This is a genomic window from Micromonospora sp. CPCC 205558, from assembly GCF_036902955.1.
In the GTDB taxonomy this organism is placed as follows: domain Bacteria; phylum Actinomycetota; class Actinomycetes; order Mycobacteriales; family Micromonosporaceae; genus Micromonospora.
Window position 1 is genome coordinate 335804 of the sequence record NZ_JBAKHR010000007.1, and the last position, 19256, is coordinate 355059.

At 72.7% G+C, this 19256-nt stretch carries 16 protein-coding genes; 4 read left to right on the forward strand and 12 right to left on the reverse strand.

Annotated features, from left to right (window positions below):
• Window positions 1-21: 21 nt before the first annotated feature.
• Both V6U86_RS10995 and V6U86_RS11000 read left to right on the forward strand, forming a co-directional pair.
• Window positions 22-846: an ABC transporter ATP-binding protein gene (locus V6U86_RS10995; protein WP_334501552.1), complete on the forward strand. Its 825-nt coding sequence runs from the start codon at window positions 22-24 to the stop codon at window positions 844-846.
• The gene (locus tag V6U86_RS11000; protein WP_334501554.1) at window positions 843-2891 is read left to right on the forward strand and encodes a penicillin acylase family protein; all 2049 of its coding nucleotides are present in this window, start codon (window positions 843-845) and stop codon (window positions 2889-2891) included. Before V6U86_RS10995 ends, V6U86_RS11000 begins: the two co-directional genes overlap by 4 nt.
• Before the next feature lie 20 nt (window positions 2892-2911).
• Here the strand turns inward: V6U86_RS11000 and V6U86_RS11005 are convergent, their stop codons facing one another.
• From V6U86_RS11005 to V6U86_RS11020, 4 genes are all read right to left on the reverse strand, one after another.
• A complete protein-coding gene (locus V6U86_RS11005; protein ID WP_334501557.1) occupies window positions 2912-6628 on the reverse strand; it encodes a S8 family serine peptidase in 3717 nt (1238 codons plus the stop codon).
• 337 nt (window positions 6629-6965) lie between these two features.
• Window positions 6966-7574: a bifunctional 4-hydroxy-2-oxoglutarate aldolase/2-dehydro-3-deoxy-phosphogluconate aldolase gene (locus V6U86_RS11010; protein WP_334501559.1), complete on the reverse strand. Its 609-nt coding sequence runs from the start codon at window positions 7572-7574 to the stop codon at window positions 6966-6968.
• A gap of 68 nt (window positions 7575-7642) precedes the next feature.
• A complete protein-coding gene (locus V6U86_RS11015; protein ID WP_334501562.1) occupies window positions 7643-8668 on the reverse strand; it encodes a sugar kinase in 1026 nt (341 codons plus the stop codon).
• Window positions 8669-8753: 85 nt separating this feature from the next.
• The gene (locus V6U86_RS11020; RefSeq protein WP_334501564.1) at window positions 8754-8963 is read right to left on the reverse strand and encodes a hypothetical protein; all 210 of its coding nucleotides are present in this window, start codon (window positions 8961-8963) and stop codon (window positions 8754-8756) included.
• Between the two features lie 45 nt (window positions 8964-9008).
• On the opposite strand from V6U86_RS11020, the gene V6U86_RS11025 reads away from it, so the two are divergent.
• Together V6U86_RS11025 and V6U86_RS11030 are read left to right on the forward strand one after the other, a co-directional pair.
• On the forward strand, window positions 9009-10187 hold the full coding sequence (locus V6U86_RS11025) for a low temperature requirement protein A (protein WP_334501566.1): 1179 nt from the start codon (window positions 9009-9011) through the stop codon (window positions 10185-10187).
• 76 nt (window positions 10188-10263) lie between these two features.
• Entirely contained in the window at window positions 10264-11448 is a 1185-nt protein-coding gene (locus V6U86_RS11030) for a low temperature requirement protein A (protein WP_334501569.1), read from the forward strand.
• Between the two features lie 10 nt (window positions 11449-11458).
• On the opposite strand, the gene V6U86_RS11035 is transcribed toward V6U86_RS11030, so the two are convergent.
• The 8 genes from V6U86_RS11035 to V6U86_RS11070 all read right to left on the reverse strand — a co-directional run bounded on the left by V6U86_RS11035 (window position 11459) and on the right by V6U86_RS11070 (window position 19242).
• Entirely contained in the window at window positions 11459-12031 is a 573-nt protein-coding gene (locus tag V6U86_RS11035) for a nucleosidase (RefSeq protein WP_334501572.1), read from the reverse strand.
• Window positions 12032-12068: 37 nt separating this feature from the next.
• Window positions 12069-14759, reverse strand: coding sequence for an Hsp70 family protein (locus V6U86_RS11040; protein ID WP_334501573.1), 2691 nt, complete (start codon window positions 14757-14759; stop codon window positions 12069-12071).
• 85 nt (window positions 14760-14844) lie between these two features.
• Window positions 14845-15327: an OmpA family protein gene (locus tag V6U86_RS11045; RefSeq protein WP_334501575.1), complete on the reverse strand. Its 483-nt coding sequence runs from the start codon at window positions 15325-15327 to the stop codon at window positions 14845-14847.
• Window positions 15303-15896, reverse strand: a complete 594-nt coding sequence (locus V6U86_RS11050) for a BON domain-containing protein (RefSeq protein ID WP_334501577.1) — start codon at window positions 15894-15896, stop codon at window positions 15303-15305. Before V6U86_RS11050 ends, V6U86_RS11045 begins: the two co-directional genes overlap by 25 nt.
• Complete coding sequence (locus tag V6U86_RS11055) at window positions 15893-16414, reverse strand: helix-hairpin-helix domain-containing protein (protein WP_334501579.1); 522 nt, start codon at window positions 16412-16414, stop codon at window positions 15893-15895. Before V6U86_RS11055 ends, V6U86_RS11050 begins: the two co-directional genes overlap by 4 nt.
• Window positions 16415-16862: 448 nt before the next feature.
• Window positions 16863-17570 (reverse strand): RibD family protein, encoded by a 708-nt coding sequence (locus V6U86_RS11060; protein ID WP_334501581.1) that lies wholly within the window; start codon window positions 17568-17570, stop codon window positions 16863-16865.
• On the reverse strand, window positions 17567-18244 hold the full coding sequence (locus V6U86_RS11065; RefSeq protein WP_334501583.1) for a GTP cyclohydrolase II: 678 nt from the start codon (window positions 18242-18244) through the stop codon (window positions 17567-17569). Before V6U86_RS11065 ends, V6U86_RS11060 begins: the two co-directional genes overlap by 4 nt.
• Before the next feature lie 59 nt (window positions 18245-18303).
• A complete protein-coding gene (locus tag V6U86_RS11070) occupies window positions 18304-19242 on the reverse strand; it encodes a lysylphosphatidylglycerol synthase transmembrane domain-containing protein (protein WP_334501585.1) in 939 nt (312 codons plus the stop codon).
• Between the last annotated feature and the right edge of the window lie 14 nt (window positions 19243-19256).

Sequence of the window (19256 nt, forward strand, 5' to 3'; positions counted from 1 at the left end):
GACGCCCTCGAAGGAGCACCCATGCGACCCGGCGATTCCCGGCTCGGCGGCACCGCGCTGACCCTCGCCTACGACCAGCGCACCATCGCCGAGAACCTCACCGTGACGGTGCCCGACCGATCCTTCACGGTGATCATCGGCCCGAACGCGTGCGGCAAGTCGACGCTGCTGCGCGCACTGTCCCGGATGCTGCGCCCCAGCGCCGGTGCGGTGCTGCTGGACGGCCGGAACATTCACGACCTGCCGGCCCGCACGGTGGCCCGTACGCTCGGCCTGCTGCCGCAGTCGTCGATCGCACCGGACGGCATCAGCGTCGCCGAACTGGTCGCCCGGGGCCGCTATCCCCACCAGGGACTGCTGCGGCAGTGGTCACGCGAGGACGAACGGGTGGTCGACGAGTCGATGGCCGCGACCGGAGTCGCCGACCTCGCCGACCGGGCGGTGGACGAGCTCTCCGGCGGGCAGCGGCAGCGGGTCTGGATCGCCATGGCGCTGGCCCAGCAGACGCCCCTGCTGCTGCTCGACGAGCCGACCACGTACCTCGACATCGCCCACCAGATCGAGATCCTGGACCTCTGCGCCCGACTGCACGAGGAGCAGGGCCGCACCCTGGTCGCGGTGCTGCACGACCTGAACCACGCGGCCCGCTACGCCACCCACCTGATCGCCATGCGCGACGGACGCGTGGTGGCCGCCGGAGATCCGGCGTCGGTGGTCACCGCCGACCTGGTGGCGGAGGTGTTCGGGCTGCCCTGCCGGGTCATCGACGACCCGGAGACGGGCACCCCGCTGGTCGTCCCCGCGGCCCGACGCCGCGCCAGCATGCTGGCCCCGGAGCCCGCGTGAGCACGCGGCGGTTCCGCGACCCGTGGGGGGTGCCGCACCTGCGCGCGGACGACCCGCTCGCCCTCGCCACGGAGCAGGGCCGGGTGACCGCGTACGACCGGGCCTGGCAGATCGAGGTGGAACGGCACCGGGCCCGGGGCACCAGCGCGGCGTTCCTCGGCCCCGACGCGCTCGGTTGGGACCGGTTCGTCCGGCAGGTCCGGCTCGACGACACCGCCCGCCGCTGCCACGCGGCACTGGACCCGGCGACCGCCGAGTGGGTGGGCGCCTACGTGGACGGCGTCAACGCCGGTCTCGCCGCCGGGGCGGCCCGCTCGCCGGAGTTCGCCGCCACCGGGCTGCGCCCGGGGCGGTGGGAGCCGTGGACACCGCTCGCGGTCTGGCTGGGCCACCACATCCTGTTCGCCGGGTTCCCCGGCAAGCTCTGGCGCGAGCACGTGGCGCAGCGGCTCGGCCCGGAAGCGGTCGACCTGTTCGCCACCGACGGGCCGGCAGTGGCCGGCAGCAACGGGTGGCTGGTCGCCACCGAACGCAGCGGCACCGGGGCCGCGCTGCTCGCCGGCGACCCACACCGGTTCCTGGAGGATCCCGGCGTCTACCAGCAGATCCGGCTGGCCTGCCCGGAGTACGACGTCATCGGGCTGGCGGTGCCGGGCGTGCCGGGCATCGCGCACTTCGGTCACACCGGCGAGGTGGCCTGGGCGATCACCAACGCGATGGCCGACTACCAGGACGTGTACGCGGAACGGCTGCGCCGCGACGGCCCCCGGGTGCAGGCGCTCGGCCCGGACGGCTGGCGTCCGGCGCACCGGCACGTCGAGACGATCGAGGTGGCCGGGGCCGACCCGGTCGAGGTCGAGGTGGTGGAGACCGACCGTGGTCCGGTGATCGCCGGTGGGCCCGGCGACGAGACGGCGCTCAGCCTGCGCTACCCGCCGCGGGTCCGGGGTGACCTCGGCTTCGCGACGCTGCCGGAGCTGCTGCGCGCCCGTACCGTGGCCGACGTGGACACCGCGCTGCGGCACTGGGTGGAGCCGGTCAACGTGGTGCAGGCGGCGGACACCGCCGGAGGGCTGCTGCACCGGGTCGCCGGGGCGGTGCCGGTACGGCACCCGGACAACAGCCGGCGGGTGGTCCCCGGCTGGGACGCCGCGCACGCCTGGCGGGGTTGGCACGCGCCGATGCCCCGCGCCGAGGTGGCCGGTCAGGCGGTGATGGCCAACGAACGCGGGCTGGCGGCGCCGTTCGGGGTGGAGTTCGCCGCAGGGCACCGGGCGCACCGCATCGCCGAACTGCTCGACGCCCGTTCGACGTGGACGGCCGACGAGATGGCCACGGTGCACACCGACACGTACCTGGGCGCCGCCGGGCCGCTGCTGGCGGTCCTCGCCGAGTCGACGGGGCTCGGCCCGGCCGCCGCCGCGCTGCGCGAACGGCTGCTGCGCTGGGATCGCCGGATGACCGCCGACAGCACGGACGCGGCCGCCTACGCCATCCTGCGGGCGGCTGTCGTACGCCGGATCGCCGCCCACCCGGCGCTGGCCGCGGTGGCCGAGCCGCCCGCGTACCCCGAGGTGTTCGCGCCCTGGCTGGCGCTGACGCCGCGCGTCGGTTACGCCCTGGAGCACCTGCTCGGCGCGACCCCGCCGCCCGGTGTGGACATCGCCGCGCTGGTACGCGCGGCAGCCGAGGAGGTCGCCGACGCGGCGGCCGGCCAGGTGCCCTGGGGTGACCTGCACCGGTTGGCGCCGTGGCGGGCCCTGCCCGGCCCGGACACCGGGCCCGGCCCCCGACTCGACGGTGACCACGACTGCGTGTTGGCGACCTCCAGCGTGCCCGGGGTCACCCACCGGTGTTTCCGGGGGCCGGCGGCGCGCTTCGTCTGGGACCTGGCCCGTCGCACGGACAGCCGCTGGGTGGTCCCGCTGGGCGCCTGCGGGGTGCCCGGCGACCCCCACCACGACGACCAGAGCCCTGCCTGGCTGGCCGGGGAACTGCTGCCGGTCGTGACGGACTGGGATCAGCTCGCCGAGGAACTCCACTGACGGCACCGGCCGCAGTGCTGTCAGCGCAGGCCGAACGCCCGGCTGATGCTCTGGCTCACGGTGTTGCCGGCGGCGTCCCGCGCGGTGGTGCGCAGGCTGACGAAGCCGGCCTTCGCCGGTGCGGCCAACGTGCTACGCCAGCCGTCGCCGTGGCGGGTCAGCCGCTGCTTCTGCCAGGTCGCCCCGTCGTCGTAGGACACCTCGACGGTCACCGCGCCGATCGTGCCCGTGACGTCGGGCAGGTGGGACGCGACAACGGTCAGCGGCGCCCGCCGTGACGCCCGACCGGCGGAGTCGATGGCCACCTCGTAGTCCAGCTGGATCATCGGCAGCACCTCGGCCGACTCCTCCCCGGTGACCGACGACTGGAAGCCCCACTCGGTGCGCGTCTGCCGGGAGTACGGGTTGGTCCAGGCGGCCCTGTCGTTCTCCACCACCAGCCGGTACGGCAGCCGCTTCTCCGCCAGCCCGGAGACCTGGAGGTACTCGGCGTTACCCCAGTTCAGCTCCTTGTCACCCTGGTAGAGGGTGGTCCGGTTGACCATGTCGTAGTTGGCGTACGCCTCACCGATGTGGCCGCCTCCGTCGCCCCACCCGGGCGCGGGCAGGTAGACGGTGTCCAGGTACCGGACCGGCACGTAACCTCCGCCCATCCGGGGTCGCTGGATCGGCCCGAACCAGGTGACGGCGCTCGGCTTACCCGCCGGGTACGTCGTCACCGCCTGCAGGTGCTGACCGGTCTCGCCGGCGATGAACGCGTCGTCGATCCACCGCTGGTCGGCGCTCACCCAGTCGGTTCGCCGGCCCTGCGCCGGGGCCGGCTCCTGGTTGCTCGACGCCCAACCACGCCAGACGTCGGTGCGGAACTCCAGCGCCTTGCCCTGCCGGTAGTTGCGGAACTCCACGTCGACCCGGGCCAACTGCCGCTTCGTGGGGCGGTAGGTGGGGTCGGCCGGCACCGTGCCGGTCCAGTGGTGCGCCACGTCGTACAGGTAGGTGGTCTCCGGGTGCGACTCGACGGTGAGCCGCACCGCTCCGCGCTCCAGCGCGGCGATGAGCTGCCCACCGTCGTCGGCGCCGAGCGTGGCCACGGTCACCGGGGCCGGGCTCTCCGGGCTCCACGCCGACTCGTCCCAGGGTTGGAGCCGACCGACGCCGTCGTTGACCACGAGCAGCAGCTTCGCCCCGGCCGCCGCGGCGGCCTGCGCCTGGGTGGCGATGTCGACGCTGTCACTGCGGCGCACCACCACGGCCCGGTCCCGGACCGGCCGCTTGGCCAGCCCCGCCGCCGACGCGTCGGCGACATGGACCGCGTCCAGCTGGTGACGACCCGCCGGCAGCGCCGGGGTGGCGCGCTTCACCAACAGATCGTCGTACGAGCGACCGCCCGCCGAGACGGTCAGGGCCGGCTGCTCCAGCCGCCACCGGGCACCGAACTCGAACTCGCCGTCGGTGACCGGACGGCTCGTCGGCAACGCCCACATGCTGTCGTACGAGTCGTCGGGCAGCACCTGACTCTCGGTGAGACCGTTCTTCGTGGACCGGTGGATGTCCATCCGCAGCGCGCTGGCGGTGGCCTCCTGCGGCACCTGGGCCTGCACCTGTCGGGCGGCACGCGCGTCCAGCGTGACGGTGCGGTCGACGTCCAGCTTCACGTCGGTGAAGCTGAGCATCGCCATGCCCTTGGAGTGCGGTCCGTGCACGCCGCGCACGTCGGTGGAGATCCAACCGTTCCAACTCGCCACCGGCAGCCGCAGCGTGGCGGTGCCGCTCTCCGGCAGGTCCACGGCGGTGAACAGGGTGTCGGCGGTGAGGATCACCTTGCCGACGAGCGGCTTGCCGTCGCGGTCCTTGGCGACCAGGGTCAGGTTCTGCCGCTGGCCCTCCTTGCCGGCCCCGATCAGGGTGCGGCCACGCACCGCACCGGCCTCGTCGGTAGCGACGATCATGCCGCTGACCTGCTTCTCCACCGGCAGCTTGTCGTACGCGGCGGTCACCGTCACGGTGGCGGTGCCGCCGGCCGGCACGGTCACCCGGTCGGCGGAGAGCGCGAACAGGCCGGCCGGCGCGGTGGCCGCGTCGACTGCCAGCCTCAGGGCGACCGGCGCGCTGCCGACGTTGGTGTAGGTGACCGTACGGTCGACGGTCATGGCCGGCTGCTGCGGCCACGCCTGGAAGCCGGAGTAGGCGCTCGGGGTGGCGAAGACGGTGGCGTGCGCGGCGGCGACGGCGTCGACCCGGCCGGCGCCCGCCTGGTACGGGGTGTACTCGGGAGTGGCCTTGACCGTGCTGACCAGCGCTTCCTTGATTCGCTGACCGGTCCAGTCCGGGTGCGCGGCGGCGACCAGCGCGGCCGTGCCGGCCACATGTGGGGTGGCCATCGACGTGCCGCTCATCAGCGTGTAGTCACCGGAGCCGCCCCGCACGAAGTGCGAACGGGCCGCCAGGATGTCCACGCCGGGGGCGGTGATCTCGGGCTTGAGCCCGCCGTCGCCGGCGCGTGGGCCCTGGCTGGAGAAGTCGGCGAGGTGGTCGGTGTTGTCGACGGCGCCAACGGTGAGCGCCGAGTCGGCGGCACCCGGGCTGCCGATGGTGGCCGGGCCGCTGTTACCGGCGGCGATCACGAAGAGGGCCCCGGTCTCGGCGCTGAGTCGCTCGACCGCCTGGCTCATCGGGTCGCTGCCGTCGGTGGCCTCACCGCCCAGGCTCATGCTGACGATCCTGGCCTTCTGCTCGCGGGCCGCCCACTCCATCCCGGCGATGATCCACGAGTTCTGTCCGCTGCCCTCGCTGTTGAGCACCTTGCCGATGTGCAGCCGGGCGCCGGGGGCGACGCCTCGCTCGGCGCCACCGGACGCGGCGCCGGTGCCGGCGATCGTCGAGGCGACATGCGTGCCGTGGCCCTTGTAGTCGAGGATGTCGGGCTCGCTCGGCACGAAGCTGCTGGACTCGGCGATCTGGCCGACGAGGTCCGGGTGCTCGGCGTCCGCCCCGGAGTCGAGCACCGCGACGTCGACGCCGGCGGCGGTGTTGCCCTCGGCCCACAGCTTCGGCGCACCGATCTGCGCGGTGGACTCGGCCAGGTCGGCGTGCACCCGGCCGTCCAACCAGACCTTGGCGATGCCGTTGGCCAGGGTCGGGGCGTCACCCGTACGCCGGGTCGCCGAGCCGGCGGTCAGCGCGGTCCAGAACCGGTCGGCGGTGGCGCGCTGGCGGGTCAGCGCCGCGCCCTGCACGCTGTCCAACGGTCGGACCAGTTCGGCGCCGTCCAGAGCGGGCCGGGTGCGGTTACGAGCCGCCGCGTCGGTCATCGTGACGATCAACGGAAGCGCGTCGGTGTGCGCGTCGTCGTAGCCGTCGGCGATCAGGTCGGTGACGTTGAACAGTTGCCGGTCCAACACGCCGCTCGTCACATAGGACAGCGCCGCGTCCGGGTAGACGTAGATGTCGCCGTCACGCACGGTGCGGTGGAAGCTCGGGGTGCTGCCGTCCGGTCGGCGTACGGTCGACACCGTGCTGCCGTCCGCCGCGGTGGTGACCGTGACCGTGTCACCGGTGATCAGGGTGACTGTGGACGCGCGCCCGGCGGCGGCCGGGGTTTGGCCCGCCGGGCGGTCGGGGTTGTTCGGCGGGGCGGCGGCCGCTCCCGCGCCGGGTGGGGTGAACCCGGCAGCCAGGGTGAGGGCGGCACCGAGGGCGATCAGCCCGGATCGGCGGCGCCGGTGAGACAGAGCCAAGATGACCTCTTTGTGTCGAGAAGTGGTACGCACCACAGCATCGACGCAACCCCCACCCCAACCGCACCCTCAAACCCCGACGCGTTTACGCCATGACGCAACCCCGCCACCCTCCCCGCGCTTCCTCCCCGCGCTTCCTCCCCCGCTCCCGCCGTCCCTCTCGCGCTCCCGCCGTCCCTCCCCCGCTCCCGCCGTCCCTCTCGCGTCGATCTTGCACCTTCTGTCGCGACCAATGTGGCGAATCAGGACGCATCGACAACAGCAAGTGCAAGATCGACGCGAGAGGGCGGGGCAGGGCAGGGTGGGGCGGGGGTGGGGGGCAGGGTGGGGCGGGTTGTTAGGGGGCGGAGCGGGTCAGCTTGGCCAGGGCGTCCAGTTGGGTGGCGTCGGAGAGGGCGGAACCGACGGCCACCACGCGTACGCCCGCTTGCAGGAACGCGCCCGCGTTGCTGGCGTCGAGGCCGCCGGTGGCGACGAAGCGCAACTGCGGCAGCGGACCGGCCACCGCCTTGAACCAGGCCGGCCCGAGGGAGATCGCGGGGAACGCCTTGAGCCAGGTGAGGCCGTGCCGCAGTGCCTGCTGGGCCTCGGTGGGGGTGGCCACGCCGGGCAGGTGCGGTAGGCCGCGCGCGGCGGCGGCGTCGGCGACCGCGAGGTCCAGGCCGGGCGCGACGGTGAACCGGGCTCCCGCGTCGGCCGCCGCGGCGACCTGTTCGACGTCGAGCACGGTGCCGGCGCCGACGATCCGGTCACGTGCGGCTCCCGCCTCGACGGCGGCCCGCAGCGCCGGCACCGCGTCGGCGGTGGCCACCGGAACCTCCACCACGTCGATGCCGAGGTCCCAGGCACGCTCGGCGAGCCGAACGGTCTCGGCGACCGGCAGGCCGCGCAGGATCGCCATCACCCGGGCACCGCCGAAGATGTGGTCGAAGTCCGGTGTGGTCATGGTGCACTCCATCCGAGGTCGCGGTGAGACTGTTGCTGCTGGTCGGGTCGCCACCTGGCGGCCCGGACTCAGGTCGTCGCCCCCGGGGCGGTCAGGTCGAGCGGCGACCAGGCGTCCGCGGGGGCGTGAAGGAGTTTCTCGAACCACGCCCATGGCGGGACCGGGGCGTTGTCGGCACTGCTGGTCAACGCCTGCGCCGCGAGGAGGTGACCGAGGCGCAACCGCCGTACGGGGTCGAGGCCACGGAGCAGCCCGGCCAGGTAGCCGGCGGCGAAGGCGTCTCCGGCGCCCACCGGCTCGACCACCGTCACCCGGGGCGCGGGCACGAAGGCCGTTTCGGCGTCGCGGACCAGTGCGGTGGCGCCCACCGCGCCGTCCTTGACCACCACCGTCTCCGGGCCGGGCAACAGCTCGCGGACGGCCGCCGGGTCGGTGGTGCCCCAGAGCGTTTCCGCCTCGTCCTGCCCCACGAAGACGAGGTCGCAGCGGTTGGCGAGGTCGCGCAACACCGGCGCGGCCTGCTCCGCGGACCACAAACGGGCCCGGTGGTTGACGTCGAAACTGACCAACGCCTGCGGCAGCGGCCGGTCGGTCACCGCGTGCTCGACCAGCGCCCGGCAGGAGGCGGACAGCGCCGGGGTGATCCCGGACAGGTGCAGCACCCGGGCACCGGTCAGCGCCGGGTCGGCCAGCGTGGCGGGGTCCATCCGGGACGCGGCCGATCCGGCCCGGTAGTAGTGCACGGCGGTCCCCTCCGGGCCCGGGTCCTTGACGTACAGGCCGGTGGGGGCTGCCGGGTCGACGCAGACCTGGTCGACGTCGACGCCGGCGGCGGCGACGTGCCGGACGACGGCGCGACCGAAGGGGTCGTCGCCGACCCGGCTCACCCAGGTCGTCAGGTGTCCCAGGCGGGCCAGGTAACCGGCCACGTTGGACTCGGCGCCACCGACCGAAACGGCGACCCGCTCAGCATGCTCCAGTGGCTCACCCGGCGCGGGGCAGAGCACCACCATCGTCTCCCCCACCGCGGCCACCTCGACCGGCACAGAGCCGGCCGGGACACTCGCCTGGTCAGGTCGGGGGTCGGTCGGCATCGGGCACACATCCTCGCGGCGGGGGTGCTGGGCGTCGCCGAGCCTAGGTGCCTCGCTCGGGACGGGCAAGCCGGTGTCCCACCGGTCAGGGCAGCGTCAGCCCGTACGCGGCCAGCACCTCCGCGATCGGCTGGTAGTAGGTGGTGCCGCCGGCGGTGCAGTTGCCGGTGCCACCGGAGAGGATGCCGAGGATGGTGCCGGTGGCGTAGTTGACGGTCCGATGTCCGACCCCGTGGCAACCTCCGGCCGCCCTCTTCCCCGGCCGGCGGGAATCTCCAATCCGAGCACGGGCCACGCCGGCACCGCCGATAATCCTCGGAGACACGGCGGGAGACCGGGGATGACCACCAAAGGGAATGCCGCGCTGGTACGCCGAATGGAGGGGTCGACCCGGGCCACGCTGCTGGAGTTGCTCTTCGACGTGGTCTTCGTTGCCGCCCTCGCGCTGACCTCGACGCTGTTTGCCGAGGAGCATTCCTGGTCCGGCAGCGCCAAGGTGCTGCTGATGCTGACCGCGATCTGGTGGACCTGGGCGATCACCGCGACCACCACCGAGTTCTACGACCCGCAGCGGCGACCGATCCAGGCCATCCTGATGATCGCCATGGTCGGCTCGGTGGGGATGGCGGTGGCGCTGCCGATGATCACCGTCGGGCACATGCTGCTCTTCGTGCTCTCGTACGTCGGCACGCACGTGATCCGCTGCCTCATCCTGGTCGCCGCCCTGCACCGGCAGCGGCACCAGACGGCCCGGGAACGGGCCACCCGGTTTCTCTTCTGGTTCTCGGTGTCAGCCGTTTTCTGGATCATCGGGGCGCTGCACAACGGTCCGAACTGGGGGTTCTGGGCGATCGCCATCACGATCGACCTGGTCGGCTCGGCGGCCCGCTACCCCACGCCCTGGCTGGGCAGGGTGCCCATCGCCCAGTTCAGGCGGATCACCGGGCACCTGAGCGAGAGGTACCAGCAGTTCATCATCCTGGCCCTCGGCGACATCCTCCTGCTGCCGACCCTGCAGGTCAGCCGGGGCGGCCTCGACTCATTCCGGATCATCGCCCTCCTCTGCGCGTTCGCCACCATGCTGCTGCTGTGGCAGATCTACGCCTTCCGGGCCGGCGATCTGGCGCTGGCGACCGCGTCCAACATGGTTCGGCCCGCGCGGCTGGCTCCGTACACCCATCTGGTGATGGTGGCCGGCGTGGTCGCCACGGCAGCCTCGTTCGAGAGGATCGTCGACGAACCAACCGGAACGACGCCGGCACGACTGCTCCTGTTGATCATCGGCGGCCCGACGCTGTTCGTGCTCGGCCGCGTCCTGTTCACAATGCTGGTGTCCGACGCCGTGCCGTGGCGGCGAGTGGCCTGGCTGTTGCTGCCACTACTGATCCTGCCGTGGGCCGGCGGCTGGCCGCCCGTGCTCGTCACCGCGACCATGGCGCTCGGGCTGGCCGGGCACGTCTTCGTTCCGGGCGGAGACCGGGAGACCAGGCCGGGGGTGGAGGCAGAGCAACCCGAGTAACGAATGAATCGCCGATCCGGGGACGGGTCGCGCCGGCACCGCCGATAATCCTCGGAGACACGGCGGGAGGCCGGGCATGACCACCGGAGGCACCGCAGGGCTGGTACGCCGGCTGGACGGGTCGAGCCGGGCCACGCTGCTGGAGCTGCTCTTCGACGTGGTCTTCGTAGCCGCCCTCGCGCAGACCTCGAAGCTCCTCGCCGACCAGGAATCCTGGGCCCAAGGCGCTGCGGTGATGCTGATGCTGACCGCGATCTGGTGGACCTGGTCGGTCACCTCCACCACGACCGAGTTCTACGATCCGCAACAGCGCCCCATCCAGGTCATCCTGATGGTCGCCATGGTCGGCTCGGTCGTGATGGCGGCATCACTACCGATGATCACTGGAGCGCAGGCCGCGACCTTCGCGCTCGCCTACGTCGGCACCCATGTGGTGCGTGGCATCGTCCTGCTCGGCACGTTGTACCGGCAGCAGCACCGCTCGACCCTGGCGCGGGCCGCCCGATTCCTGTTCTGGTTCCTGGTGTCCGGCGTCCTCTGGATCGTCGGCGCGCTGACCGACAGCGGGCGGTGGTGGTTCTGGAGCATCGCGATCGCGATCGACCTGATCTCCGCGGCGGCGCGCTATCCCACGCCCGGGCTCGGTCGGGTGCCGCTCGACCAGTACGACCGCACCACAGCGCACCTGGGCGAGCGGTACCAGCAGTTCGTCATCCTGGCCCTCGGCGACATCATCCTGGTGCCCACCCTGGAGCTGAGCCGCAGCGAGTTCGACGGCCTCCGAATAACGGCCCTGATCTGCGGGTTCGTCATCATGCTGCTGCTCTGGCAGGTCTACATCTTCCGGGCCGGCGAGTTACTCGAGACCGCGGCCGCGGCAGTGCCCGGCCGGTCCACCCGGATTGCTCCGTACACCCATCTGGTGCTGCTGATCGGCGTGGCCGTCACGGCGGCCTCGTTCGACCTGGTCGTCGACCGACCGACCGGGTCGACCCCGGTGCGGTGGTTGACGCTGATCATCGGCGGACCGATGCTGTTCGTGCTCGGCCGCGTCCTGTTCACCTATCTGCTCTCTGCCCGCATGCCGTGGCGGCAAGCGGCGTGCCCACTGCTGCCCCTGCTGCTGCTGCCGTGGGCCGGCGGCTGGCCACCGGTGCTGGTCAGCGCGGTCGTGGCCCTCGGGCTGGCCGGTCACGTCCTGATCCCCGGCGGCGGCCGGGAAACCACGCGAGGGCTCGGACCACGACCGGCCGTCGGATGACCGGCATCGATCAGGCCAGGTGTCGGCCGGCCCACTCGGCGAGGTCCCGGGCACACGCGTCCACCGACTCCTGCCAGGTCCGGGCCGCGCCGTCGCCCGCCTCGTCGCTGACCTGCTTGACCAGCCGGCACGGCACACCGGCCTGCGCGGCGGCCCAGGCCACCGCGTACCCCTCCATGTCGACCAGGTCGGCGCGCTGCGCCAACCGGTCCCGCTCCGCGTCGTCGGCCACGAAGGTGTCACCGGTGGCCAGCACCGCGCCCTCGGCGGCCAGCGACAGCGGCGCCCCGTACGTCTCGCCGGTGAGCGTGCGCAACAGGTCGGTGTCCAGGTCGTGCTGGAGCACGGTGGCGACCTCGTGGATGCCGGCCAGCCCGGGGCGCAACGCCCCGGCCGTACCCAGGTTGAGCAGGAGGGCGGGGCGCGGCCCGGCCGCCAGCACCGCCGCCACCGCGCTGGCGGCGTTCACCTTGCCCATGCCGGTGAGCAGGACCGGCAGGTCGGGCGGCAGGTAGCGGGCCTCCTCCCCGACGGCGAGAACCACCAACGGGCGATCGGCGCGGACCGTACCTCGAAGATTCACCGGAGCATCGTACGAGCCGGCTGCGCGGCCCCTGACGTCAGTCGTCGGTGAAGCGGTACAGCACGAAGTCCTTCTCCGCGCCACAGGCGATCACGTGGGTGTTCCACGAGCAGGACGAGCTGCGCACGTTCTGCAGCTCGCCCAACTCGTCGACCTCCCCGGACTCGGCCCACACCCCGGCCAGCACCCGGTTGTCCGCGGCCACGCTGGGGGCCTTGGCGAAGACCAGCAGGTTGCCCTCGTCCAGGCGGACCGCCACCCCGCCCCGATCCCGCAGCACCGGCATGCCGGCGGCGTCGAAGACGGTGACGGTCGGCTCCGGGGACTCCCGTTGGGCGAGCACCTGCTCACCCAACGGCACCAGACCGGCCACTCCCGGCGCCGACCAGATGACCGCGCCCTTACCCTCGGTGGCCGCCACCACCTCGGTGCGCGCGGCGTCATTGTTCGGCACCTGCAACAGGCAGGCCCGCCGCGCACCACAGGCAATGAGTTCCTTCGGGCGGTACTCGTCGTTGCCGGACCGGTGCAGCACCACCGGCTCGGCGTCGGAACCCAGGTCGTACGCGAGCAACTGGAAGCCACCCTCGTTGGCGGCCACGTACAGGCGGTCCTCATGCGCGACCACCAGGTCGTCGAGGTCGGCGACGCTGCCCCACTGGCGCAGCACCGCGCCGGATGCCATGTCGAGCAGCCGCACCGACCGGTCCGCACCCACCTGGATGAGTCGCCGCCCCTTGCCCGTCCACGGGTCGCGGGGGGTGCCGTCGAGGAAGGCCGGCCCGCCCGCCGCCGCGTCGGTGCCGACCGGCCGGACGACGGTACGCCCACCGGCGTACTGGTCGCGGGGGTTGGGCTGGGTCCACTTCACCTTGCCGTCGGTCAGGCGCAGGCCGACCAGTTCGTTCGCGGCCCGGTCCACCAGCACCGCCGTGTCGTCGGCGAAGTAGACGTCGTCGTCCCCACGGAGAACGCGCTGCCAGCGCTGCTCACCGGTACGACCGTCGAGAACGGCAAGCGGCCGGGCCGCGCTGCTGCCCGGTGCGTCGGCGAGGACCGCGACCGCCCCGGGGACGGCGATGATCCCCTCCCAGTCGTCAGCGCGCACGTCTGTCGGCCTGCGCCACAGCGGGTCGCCGGTGCTGGCGTCGACGGCCACCACCTCCAGCCGGTCGTCCGGCAGCGGAAACGCGAGGTAGGCCCGATCGTCGAGCACCGCCGTCCACATGCCGACCGGACGTTCGGCGCCGGCCGACACCCGATTCAGCTCGCGCAGCGAGTCGAACTTCAGGTCCGGGTAGCGGTCCCGGATCACGTACAGCGTCGCCGCGGTGGCCACCCCGGCCAGGGCCAGCACCGCGCCGAGCACCACCCAGCGCGCCCGCCGCCAGCGGGTCCCGCCGCCCGGCGGGCTCGGGGTCGCACCGGACAGGCCAGGCCCGGGGGGCGGGCCTATCGGCGGAGTGGATCCCGGCCAGGGCTGCGACGGTATGACCGGCGTGGGGGCTCCGGCCGGGGCGGGCGGGCTCACCGGAGCCGGCGCAGGTGGTGCGGCTGCCGCCCCCGCGTACGCCGGGGTGGGCATCGGCTTGCGCAGCGGCAGGTCGGTCAGGGCGCCCTCGGCCACCGGCAACTCCGGCTGGTCCAGCACCGTCGGCGCGATCCCCAACTCGGCGTGCAGCATGCGGGCCACCAGCGGGATCCGTGACGACCCGCCCACGAGGAACAGCCCGGCGAGCTGATCGGGGCTGAGACCGGCGGCCGCGATCACCTCCCGGGCCCGTTGCACCGCCCGCCGCAGCAGCGGCGTGGCCACCCGCTCGACGTCCGCCCGGGTCAGCTGGATCGTCTCGGCCACTCCCGGCACCGCGACCGGTGCGACCGCAGCTCGGGACAGGGTCTCCTTCGCGCCTCGCACCTCGTCCCAGAGCCGGATCTGGTCGCGGCGCTGCGCCGGATCCGCCGGTCGGGTGAGCCGGGCCCACTGTGCGGCGTGCTGCTCCCCGACCAGCTCACCGACCCGCCGCACCAGCGCGGCGTCGAGGTCCAGGCCGCCGAGGTCAGGCAGGCCACCGTCGGCGACCACGCTGAAGCCGGAGTCACCCCAGGGGTCCGCACCCTCGTTGCGCAGCACCGCGACGTCGAGCGTCCCGCCGCCGAAGTCGAACACCGCGATCGCCCCGCCGACCGGCACCGGACGGTGCAGCACCTGCGTGTAGTAGCGGGCGGCGGCCACCGGCTCGCGCAGCAACCGGGTGCCCGGAGGCGTCGGCCCGGCGAGGGTGTGCTCGGCCGCCTGCGGCCAGCCCGCCCGCAGCAGAGCGTCGGCGAGGACCTGCCGCCGCGTCGCGTCCCAGGCGGCCGGGCAGGTGACCACGGCCGGGGGCAGGAAACCCACCGCGCCCACCGCGGCCCGCCCGACCGCCGCCAGCACCGCGGCGAGCAGCTCGGCCGGCGGGTACGCGTGCTCGCCGAGCCGCACGGTCGGCTCGTCCACCCGACGCTTCGGGTTCGCCTCGAACCGGACCGGGTCGGCCTGCGCCAACCGGCGGGCGTCCCAGCCGGTGTGCAGGGTGCCGTCCGGGTCGGCGTAGACGGCGGACGGACTGAGCGGTTGACCGTCCATCAGCAGCGGACGGGTCCGCCCGTCCGGCCAGCGCAGCACCGCGACCGTGTTGGATGTACCGAGGTCGATGCCGAGAGCGAAACCCTCGTGCTGGCCTGCCATTTCCCGATACCTCCGCCGCGACGAGGGGAACTCGACCCCGCATCGTACGCAGGCCCCGCCGTAACAGGCGTGCGGCCCGACATCGTCATGAGCGACCGTCACCGGTGAGCAGTTCCACCCGTCGATTCTCGGCGCGGTTGGCCGCGGAGGTGTCGGGGACCTTGAGACGCGTCTCCCCGAACCCGGTGGCGCTGAGCCGGTCGACGGCGACGCCCTGCGCGGCCAGGAAGTCCTGCACCGCCTCGGCCCGTGCGCGGCTGAGAACGAGGTTCGACTCGGCCGATCCGGTGGCATCGGTGTGGCCCTCGATCCGCAGGCGGGTGCTCGGATTGGCCTTGAGGAGCCGGCTCACCATGACCAGACTCGCCTCGGAGGTGGTAGTGAGTGAGTCACCGCCGGAGGCGAACGTGAGCTGCGGCAGGTCGCGCAGTTGCTGTGCAACGTCCGGAATCGCGAGCTGGTCGACGACCGGGGCGCCGGTTGCCCGAGCCGCTGTCAACACCGTGTTCTTGTGCGCCTCGGAGGAGACCGTGCCGCTCACGGTCAACGTGCCGCCGTCGAGCCGCACCGTCGCACCGTCGCACCGGTGGCACGGTGGCCGATCGCGCGCAGCACGTCCGCCAAGCCGGGTAGCGCGGCGTCGGTCACGCCAGCGTCGACCGTGAGGTGGTCCTCGACGCTCTCGGCACCGAGGGTGGCGGCCGCGCCGACCAGCGCGGTTCGCGCGCTCTCGCTGGGCACGGTGCCGCTGACCGATGCCGTGCCGCGGCCCATCACCACAAGCGCCGACGGTGGTACGAGCACCGTCTTCGCTGGTGCGGGAGGCACCTGCGCTTCGGCGGCCCGTACGCCTTCCAGCGGCCGGACGATGTCGAGGGCCTGTTCCGCTTCGGCGGGCGAGCCCGCCGTGAGCCGTCCATCGCGTCCAGTGAAGGTGACCCGCACGTCGGAGAGGCCGGCCGAGTGCAACGCCTGCGTCGAACGCTGGGTCAGGTCGGCCTCCATCCGGTGCCGATTCGGTAGTTGCTGCGCGGCCATCAGCGCACCCAGACCGAGCACGGCCACGATCAGGCCGACCAGGGGCCGGAAGCGGCGCTTGTTGTTCGACTTGTTCGGCTTCCAGTTCTGCAGCATCATGCCCGCCCGGTGTCGCGGCCGGCCACTAGCAGCTCGGTGAGCTTCAGGAAGCCCTCTTCGTCGCCGTCGGCGAGCAACTGCGCCTGACGGCCCCAGGTCACCAGGCTGGGGGCGAAGGACAGGCCGGCCTTCTCGATGGCCGCGCGGCGGGTGGTGTCATCGGCCTCGGCGAGCTGACGGAAGGTGCGGATGCCGGCGGCGCGCAGCGCGTTCGCCATCTTCGGGCCGATGCCTTCGATGCGCTCCAACTCTTCGCGGGGAGGCTCGACGGGATCGGTTCGTGGGGGTACGACGGGCTCGGCGAGCACGATCTCACGGTCAGACCTGCACGGTTCGGCGTGCGGGGTTGGCGTCATCGCAGCGCTCGGGGCCGCCTTCCTGGCAGGCTGCGGCGCGGACGTCGTACCCGACGAGGGTGGTGCGGTCTTCCGGTTTCCCCAGACGAGCCACCCGACGAGCAATCCCAGCAGAAAAGCTGCCAGGATAATGAACAGCGACTGGTTGACGAACCAGGCCACGTGAAGCCTCCAGAATGGATGTACGAAGAATCTGCGCGTTCCAATGTCCGCGCGCAGTTACTTGATCATCCTAAGTGGAGGGTCACGCTTCGGGAAGCCGACAGAATCGCGAAATTGTCACAATTGAATAAACGGCAGTCGAGCGAGGTTTGAACGCCCGAGCTACTCAGCGAAGTAGCAGCTCAGGATGGGCCCACATGTTCCGACCACGATCACCATCCACCGCCTGTCGATGTGGCCGATACGCAATGACGTCTGCGGGCTCGATTCTTTCTAATGGCGCCAACAAAGGTCGACGTGCGTCGGTGGGGATGCCTCAATCGCAGGCGTCTTTCGGCCGGCCAGGCATGGCCGGGATAAGCGTGATGCCTGTGGGTCATCATGATGACTCACAGGCATCACGCTCAACGGATTAGCCGGCCCCAGGCTCAATACCTCTGAGGTGGCGTCAGGCCTCGCCGAAACGGTCGGAGAGGGCATAGCGCAAGAGGACCACGTCGCCGATCTGGCGGGCCTCGGCCAGGCGGGCACGGCGACCCGGGTGCCAGGGGAAGCGGCCCTCGCCGACGAACCGGGGCGCCCGTCCGTCGCCGACGAAGAACGGGGCGACCACCAGGTGCAGTTCGTCGGCGAGACCGGCCGCGAGGAACTGGGCGTGCACCGTCCCGCCGCCCTCCACCATCAACCGCTGCACGCCCCGCGCGGCCAGGTCGGTCAGCAGCCACCCCGGGTCGACGGGCTCACCCGCGTCGATCACGGTGGCCAGTCGGCCGAGGCGTTCCTGGGTCTTCTCCAGCGCGCCCGTGGCGCAGTAGACGAGCCGGACCGGATCACCGGCGGTGAAGAAGCGGGCCGTCGGGTCGAGGTCACCCTGGGCGGTCAGGGTGACCTTGGTAGGCGAGGCGGGCCGACCGGCCGCCACCCGCTCGGCCCGGCGGCTCTGGGAGCGCACCAGCAGCCGAGGGTCGTCACGTCGGACGGTGCCGGCGCCGACCAGGACGGCATCGCAGCTGGCCCGGACCGCGTCGACGCGGTCCAGATCATCGTCGTTGGAGAGCAGTAACCGCTGCTCGGAGGCGTCGTCGATGTACCCGTCGATGGAGGTGGCGCAACTCAGCAGCACGTACGGGCGGGTCGGCTCCGGCCGCCGACTCATCGGGGCCGCTCACCGGTACGACCCGCGAGCGCATCCGTCGCCTCGATCTCCGCTGCCTTGGCCGCCTTCGCCGCCAGGTAGTCGGCGTTGGCCGGCGAGAGAAAGACGCTGGTGAGCACCCGTTCGACCACGTCCACGCCCAGCCGGGTCAACTGGTCGCCCTTGTCCGGGTTGCTGCTCAGCAGTCGGACCCGGGGCACGCCCAACGTGGCCAGCATCTGCGCGGCGGCGGTGTAGTCCCGCTCGTCCTCGCCCCGGCCCAGCGCGACGTTGGCCTGGTAGGTGTCCAACCCGGCGTCCTGCAACGCGTACGCGTCCAGCTTGGCGTACAGGCCGATGCCCCGGCCCTCCTGCCGGAGGTACAGCAGAAAACCTCCGGTCTCGGCGATCCGCTGCACCGCCTCGCGCAGTTGCGGGCCGCAGTCGCAGCGTTGGCTGCCGAACACGTCGCCGGTCAGGCACTCGCTGTGCGGACGGACCAGCGGGGCCTCTCCCCCGGCGGCGAGCCGGTCCAGGGCGCCGGCCCAGTCGCCAAGGCCGAGGGCCAGGTGCTCCCGACCGTCCACCAGGCCCTTGAACGTGAACACCCGGGCGGTCGTCGTGTAGCCGTCCGGAAACGCCAGCGGCACCGTGACCTGCGTGCGGATCGTGGCAACCGGCAATGCTTCGGGCATGGGACTCCTTCGTCCGGGGCCACCGTCGTCCGGCGACGCGTACCGTCTCACAACCGACTTCAACAGCCGCCGCCGGAGACGGCTTCCCGGGCGGCGACCGGAATGCGGCGCCGCCGGGCCATCAGCACGGCGGCGCCGGGCAGGCTGGCCACCAACACCAGTGCACCGTAGACGGTGGCGGTGGCGACACCCTCGGCCGCGCTGAGGCCGGCCGCGCCGAACACCCACGCCGCCACCCCCTCACGTGGCCCGAAGCCGGCCACGTTCAACGGTAGGCCCATGGCGAGCAGAGCGAGCAACGTCAACGGCAGTAATCGGGACAGCGGGGCGTCCGATCCGGCGGTACGCGCCGCCACCAGGAAGGTGGCCAGGTGGCCGGCGACCATCACGGCCGAGGCGACCAGCACACCGAACCAGGTGCGCCGTGCCAACAGCCCCGACCGCACGTCCGCCACGGCGGTACGCAGCGCCGTCGCCCAGCGGGACCCGCCGCCGTTCGGAAGGACCCGGGCCACCAGCACGGCGACCAGGCCACCGGCGACCAGCAACGCGGCGGCGACCGGCAGATACTGCCGCACCGGCGACGGGAAGGCCGCGAGCACCACCAACGCGACTCCGACCAGGACCACCTGCCCGGCGGTACGCTCCCAGACCACCGCGCGAATGCCCCGGCTGACGTCACCGGCGTCGCGGCCGTGGCGGACCGCCCGGTGCACGTCGCCGAGCACCCCGCCGGGCAGGGTCGCGTTGAGGAAGATGGCCCGGTAGCAGTGCGCCACCGCGGTCGCCAGTGGCAGGCGGACGCCGAGGCCGCCGGCGACCAGGCTCCACCGCCACGCCGCGCAGACCGTGGTGAGCACCCCGATGACCAGCGCCGCTGCCAACGCCGGCGCGTCGATCAGTCGTACTCCGGCGAGGAACGGGCCACTGCCCACCTGCCACAGCAGGACGGCGAGCAGACCCACCCCGCCGACCACTCGTGCCCAGGCCCAGAACATCGGCGCCGGCCCTC

What these genes read in the sequence shown, in the direction of transcription:
- V6U86_RS10995 (WP_334501552.1), top strand. Translation starts at nt 22, where the DNA reads ATGCGACCCGGCGATTCCCGGCTCGGCGGCACCGCGCTGACCCTCGCC.
- V6U86_RS11030 (WP_334501569.1), top strand. Translation starts at nt 10,264, where the DNA reads ATGACCACCGGAGGCACCGCAGGGCTGGTACGCCGGCTGGACGGGTCG.
- V6U86_RS11050 (WP_334501577.1), bottom strand. Translation starts at nt 15,896, where the DNA reads ATGATGCTGCAGAACTGGAAGCCGAACAAGTCGAACAACAAGCGCCGC.
- V6U86_RS11015 (WP_334501562.1), bottom strand. Translation starts at nt 8,668, where the DNA reads ATGCCGACCGACCCCCGACCTGACCAGGCGAGTGTCCCGGCCGGCTCT.
- V6U86_RS11025 (WP_334501566.1), top strand. Translation starts at nt 9,009, where the DNA reads ATGACCACCAAAGGGAATGCCGCGCTGGTACGCCGAATGGAGGGGTCG.
- V6U86_RS11065 (WP_334501583.1), bottom strand. Translation starts at nt 18,244, where the DNA reads ATGCCCGAAGCATTGCCGGTTGCCACGATCCGCACGCAGGTCACGGTG.
- V6U86_RS11010 (WP_334501559.1), bottom strand. Translation starts at nt 7,574, where the DNA reads ATGACCACACCGGACTTCGACCACATCTTCGGCGGTGCCCGGGTGATG.
- V6U86_RS11060 (WP_334501581.1), bottom strand. Translation starts at nt 17,570, where the DNA reads ATGAGTCGGCGGCCGGAGCCGACCCGCCCGTACGTGCTGCTGAGTTGC.
- V6U86_RS11070 (WP_334501585.1), bottom strand. Translation starts at nt 19,242, where the DNA reads ATGTTCTGGGCCTGGGCACGAGTGGTCGGCGGGGTGGGTCTGCTCGCC.
- V6U86_RS11040 (WP_334501573.1), bottom strand. Translation starts at nt 14,759, where the DNA reads ATGGCAGGCCAGCACGAGGGTTTCGCTCTCGGCATCGACCTCGGTACA.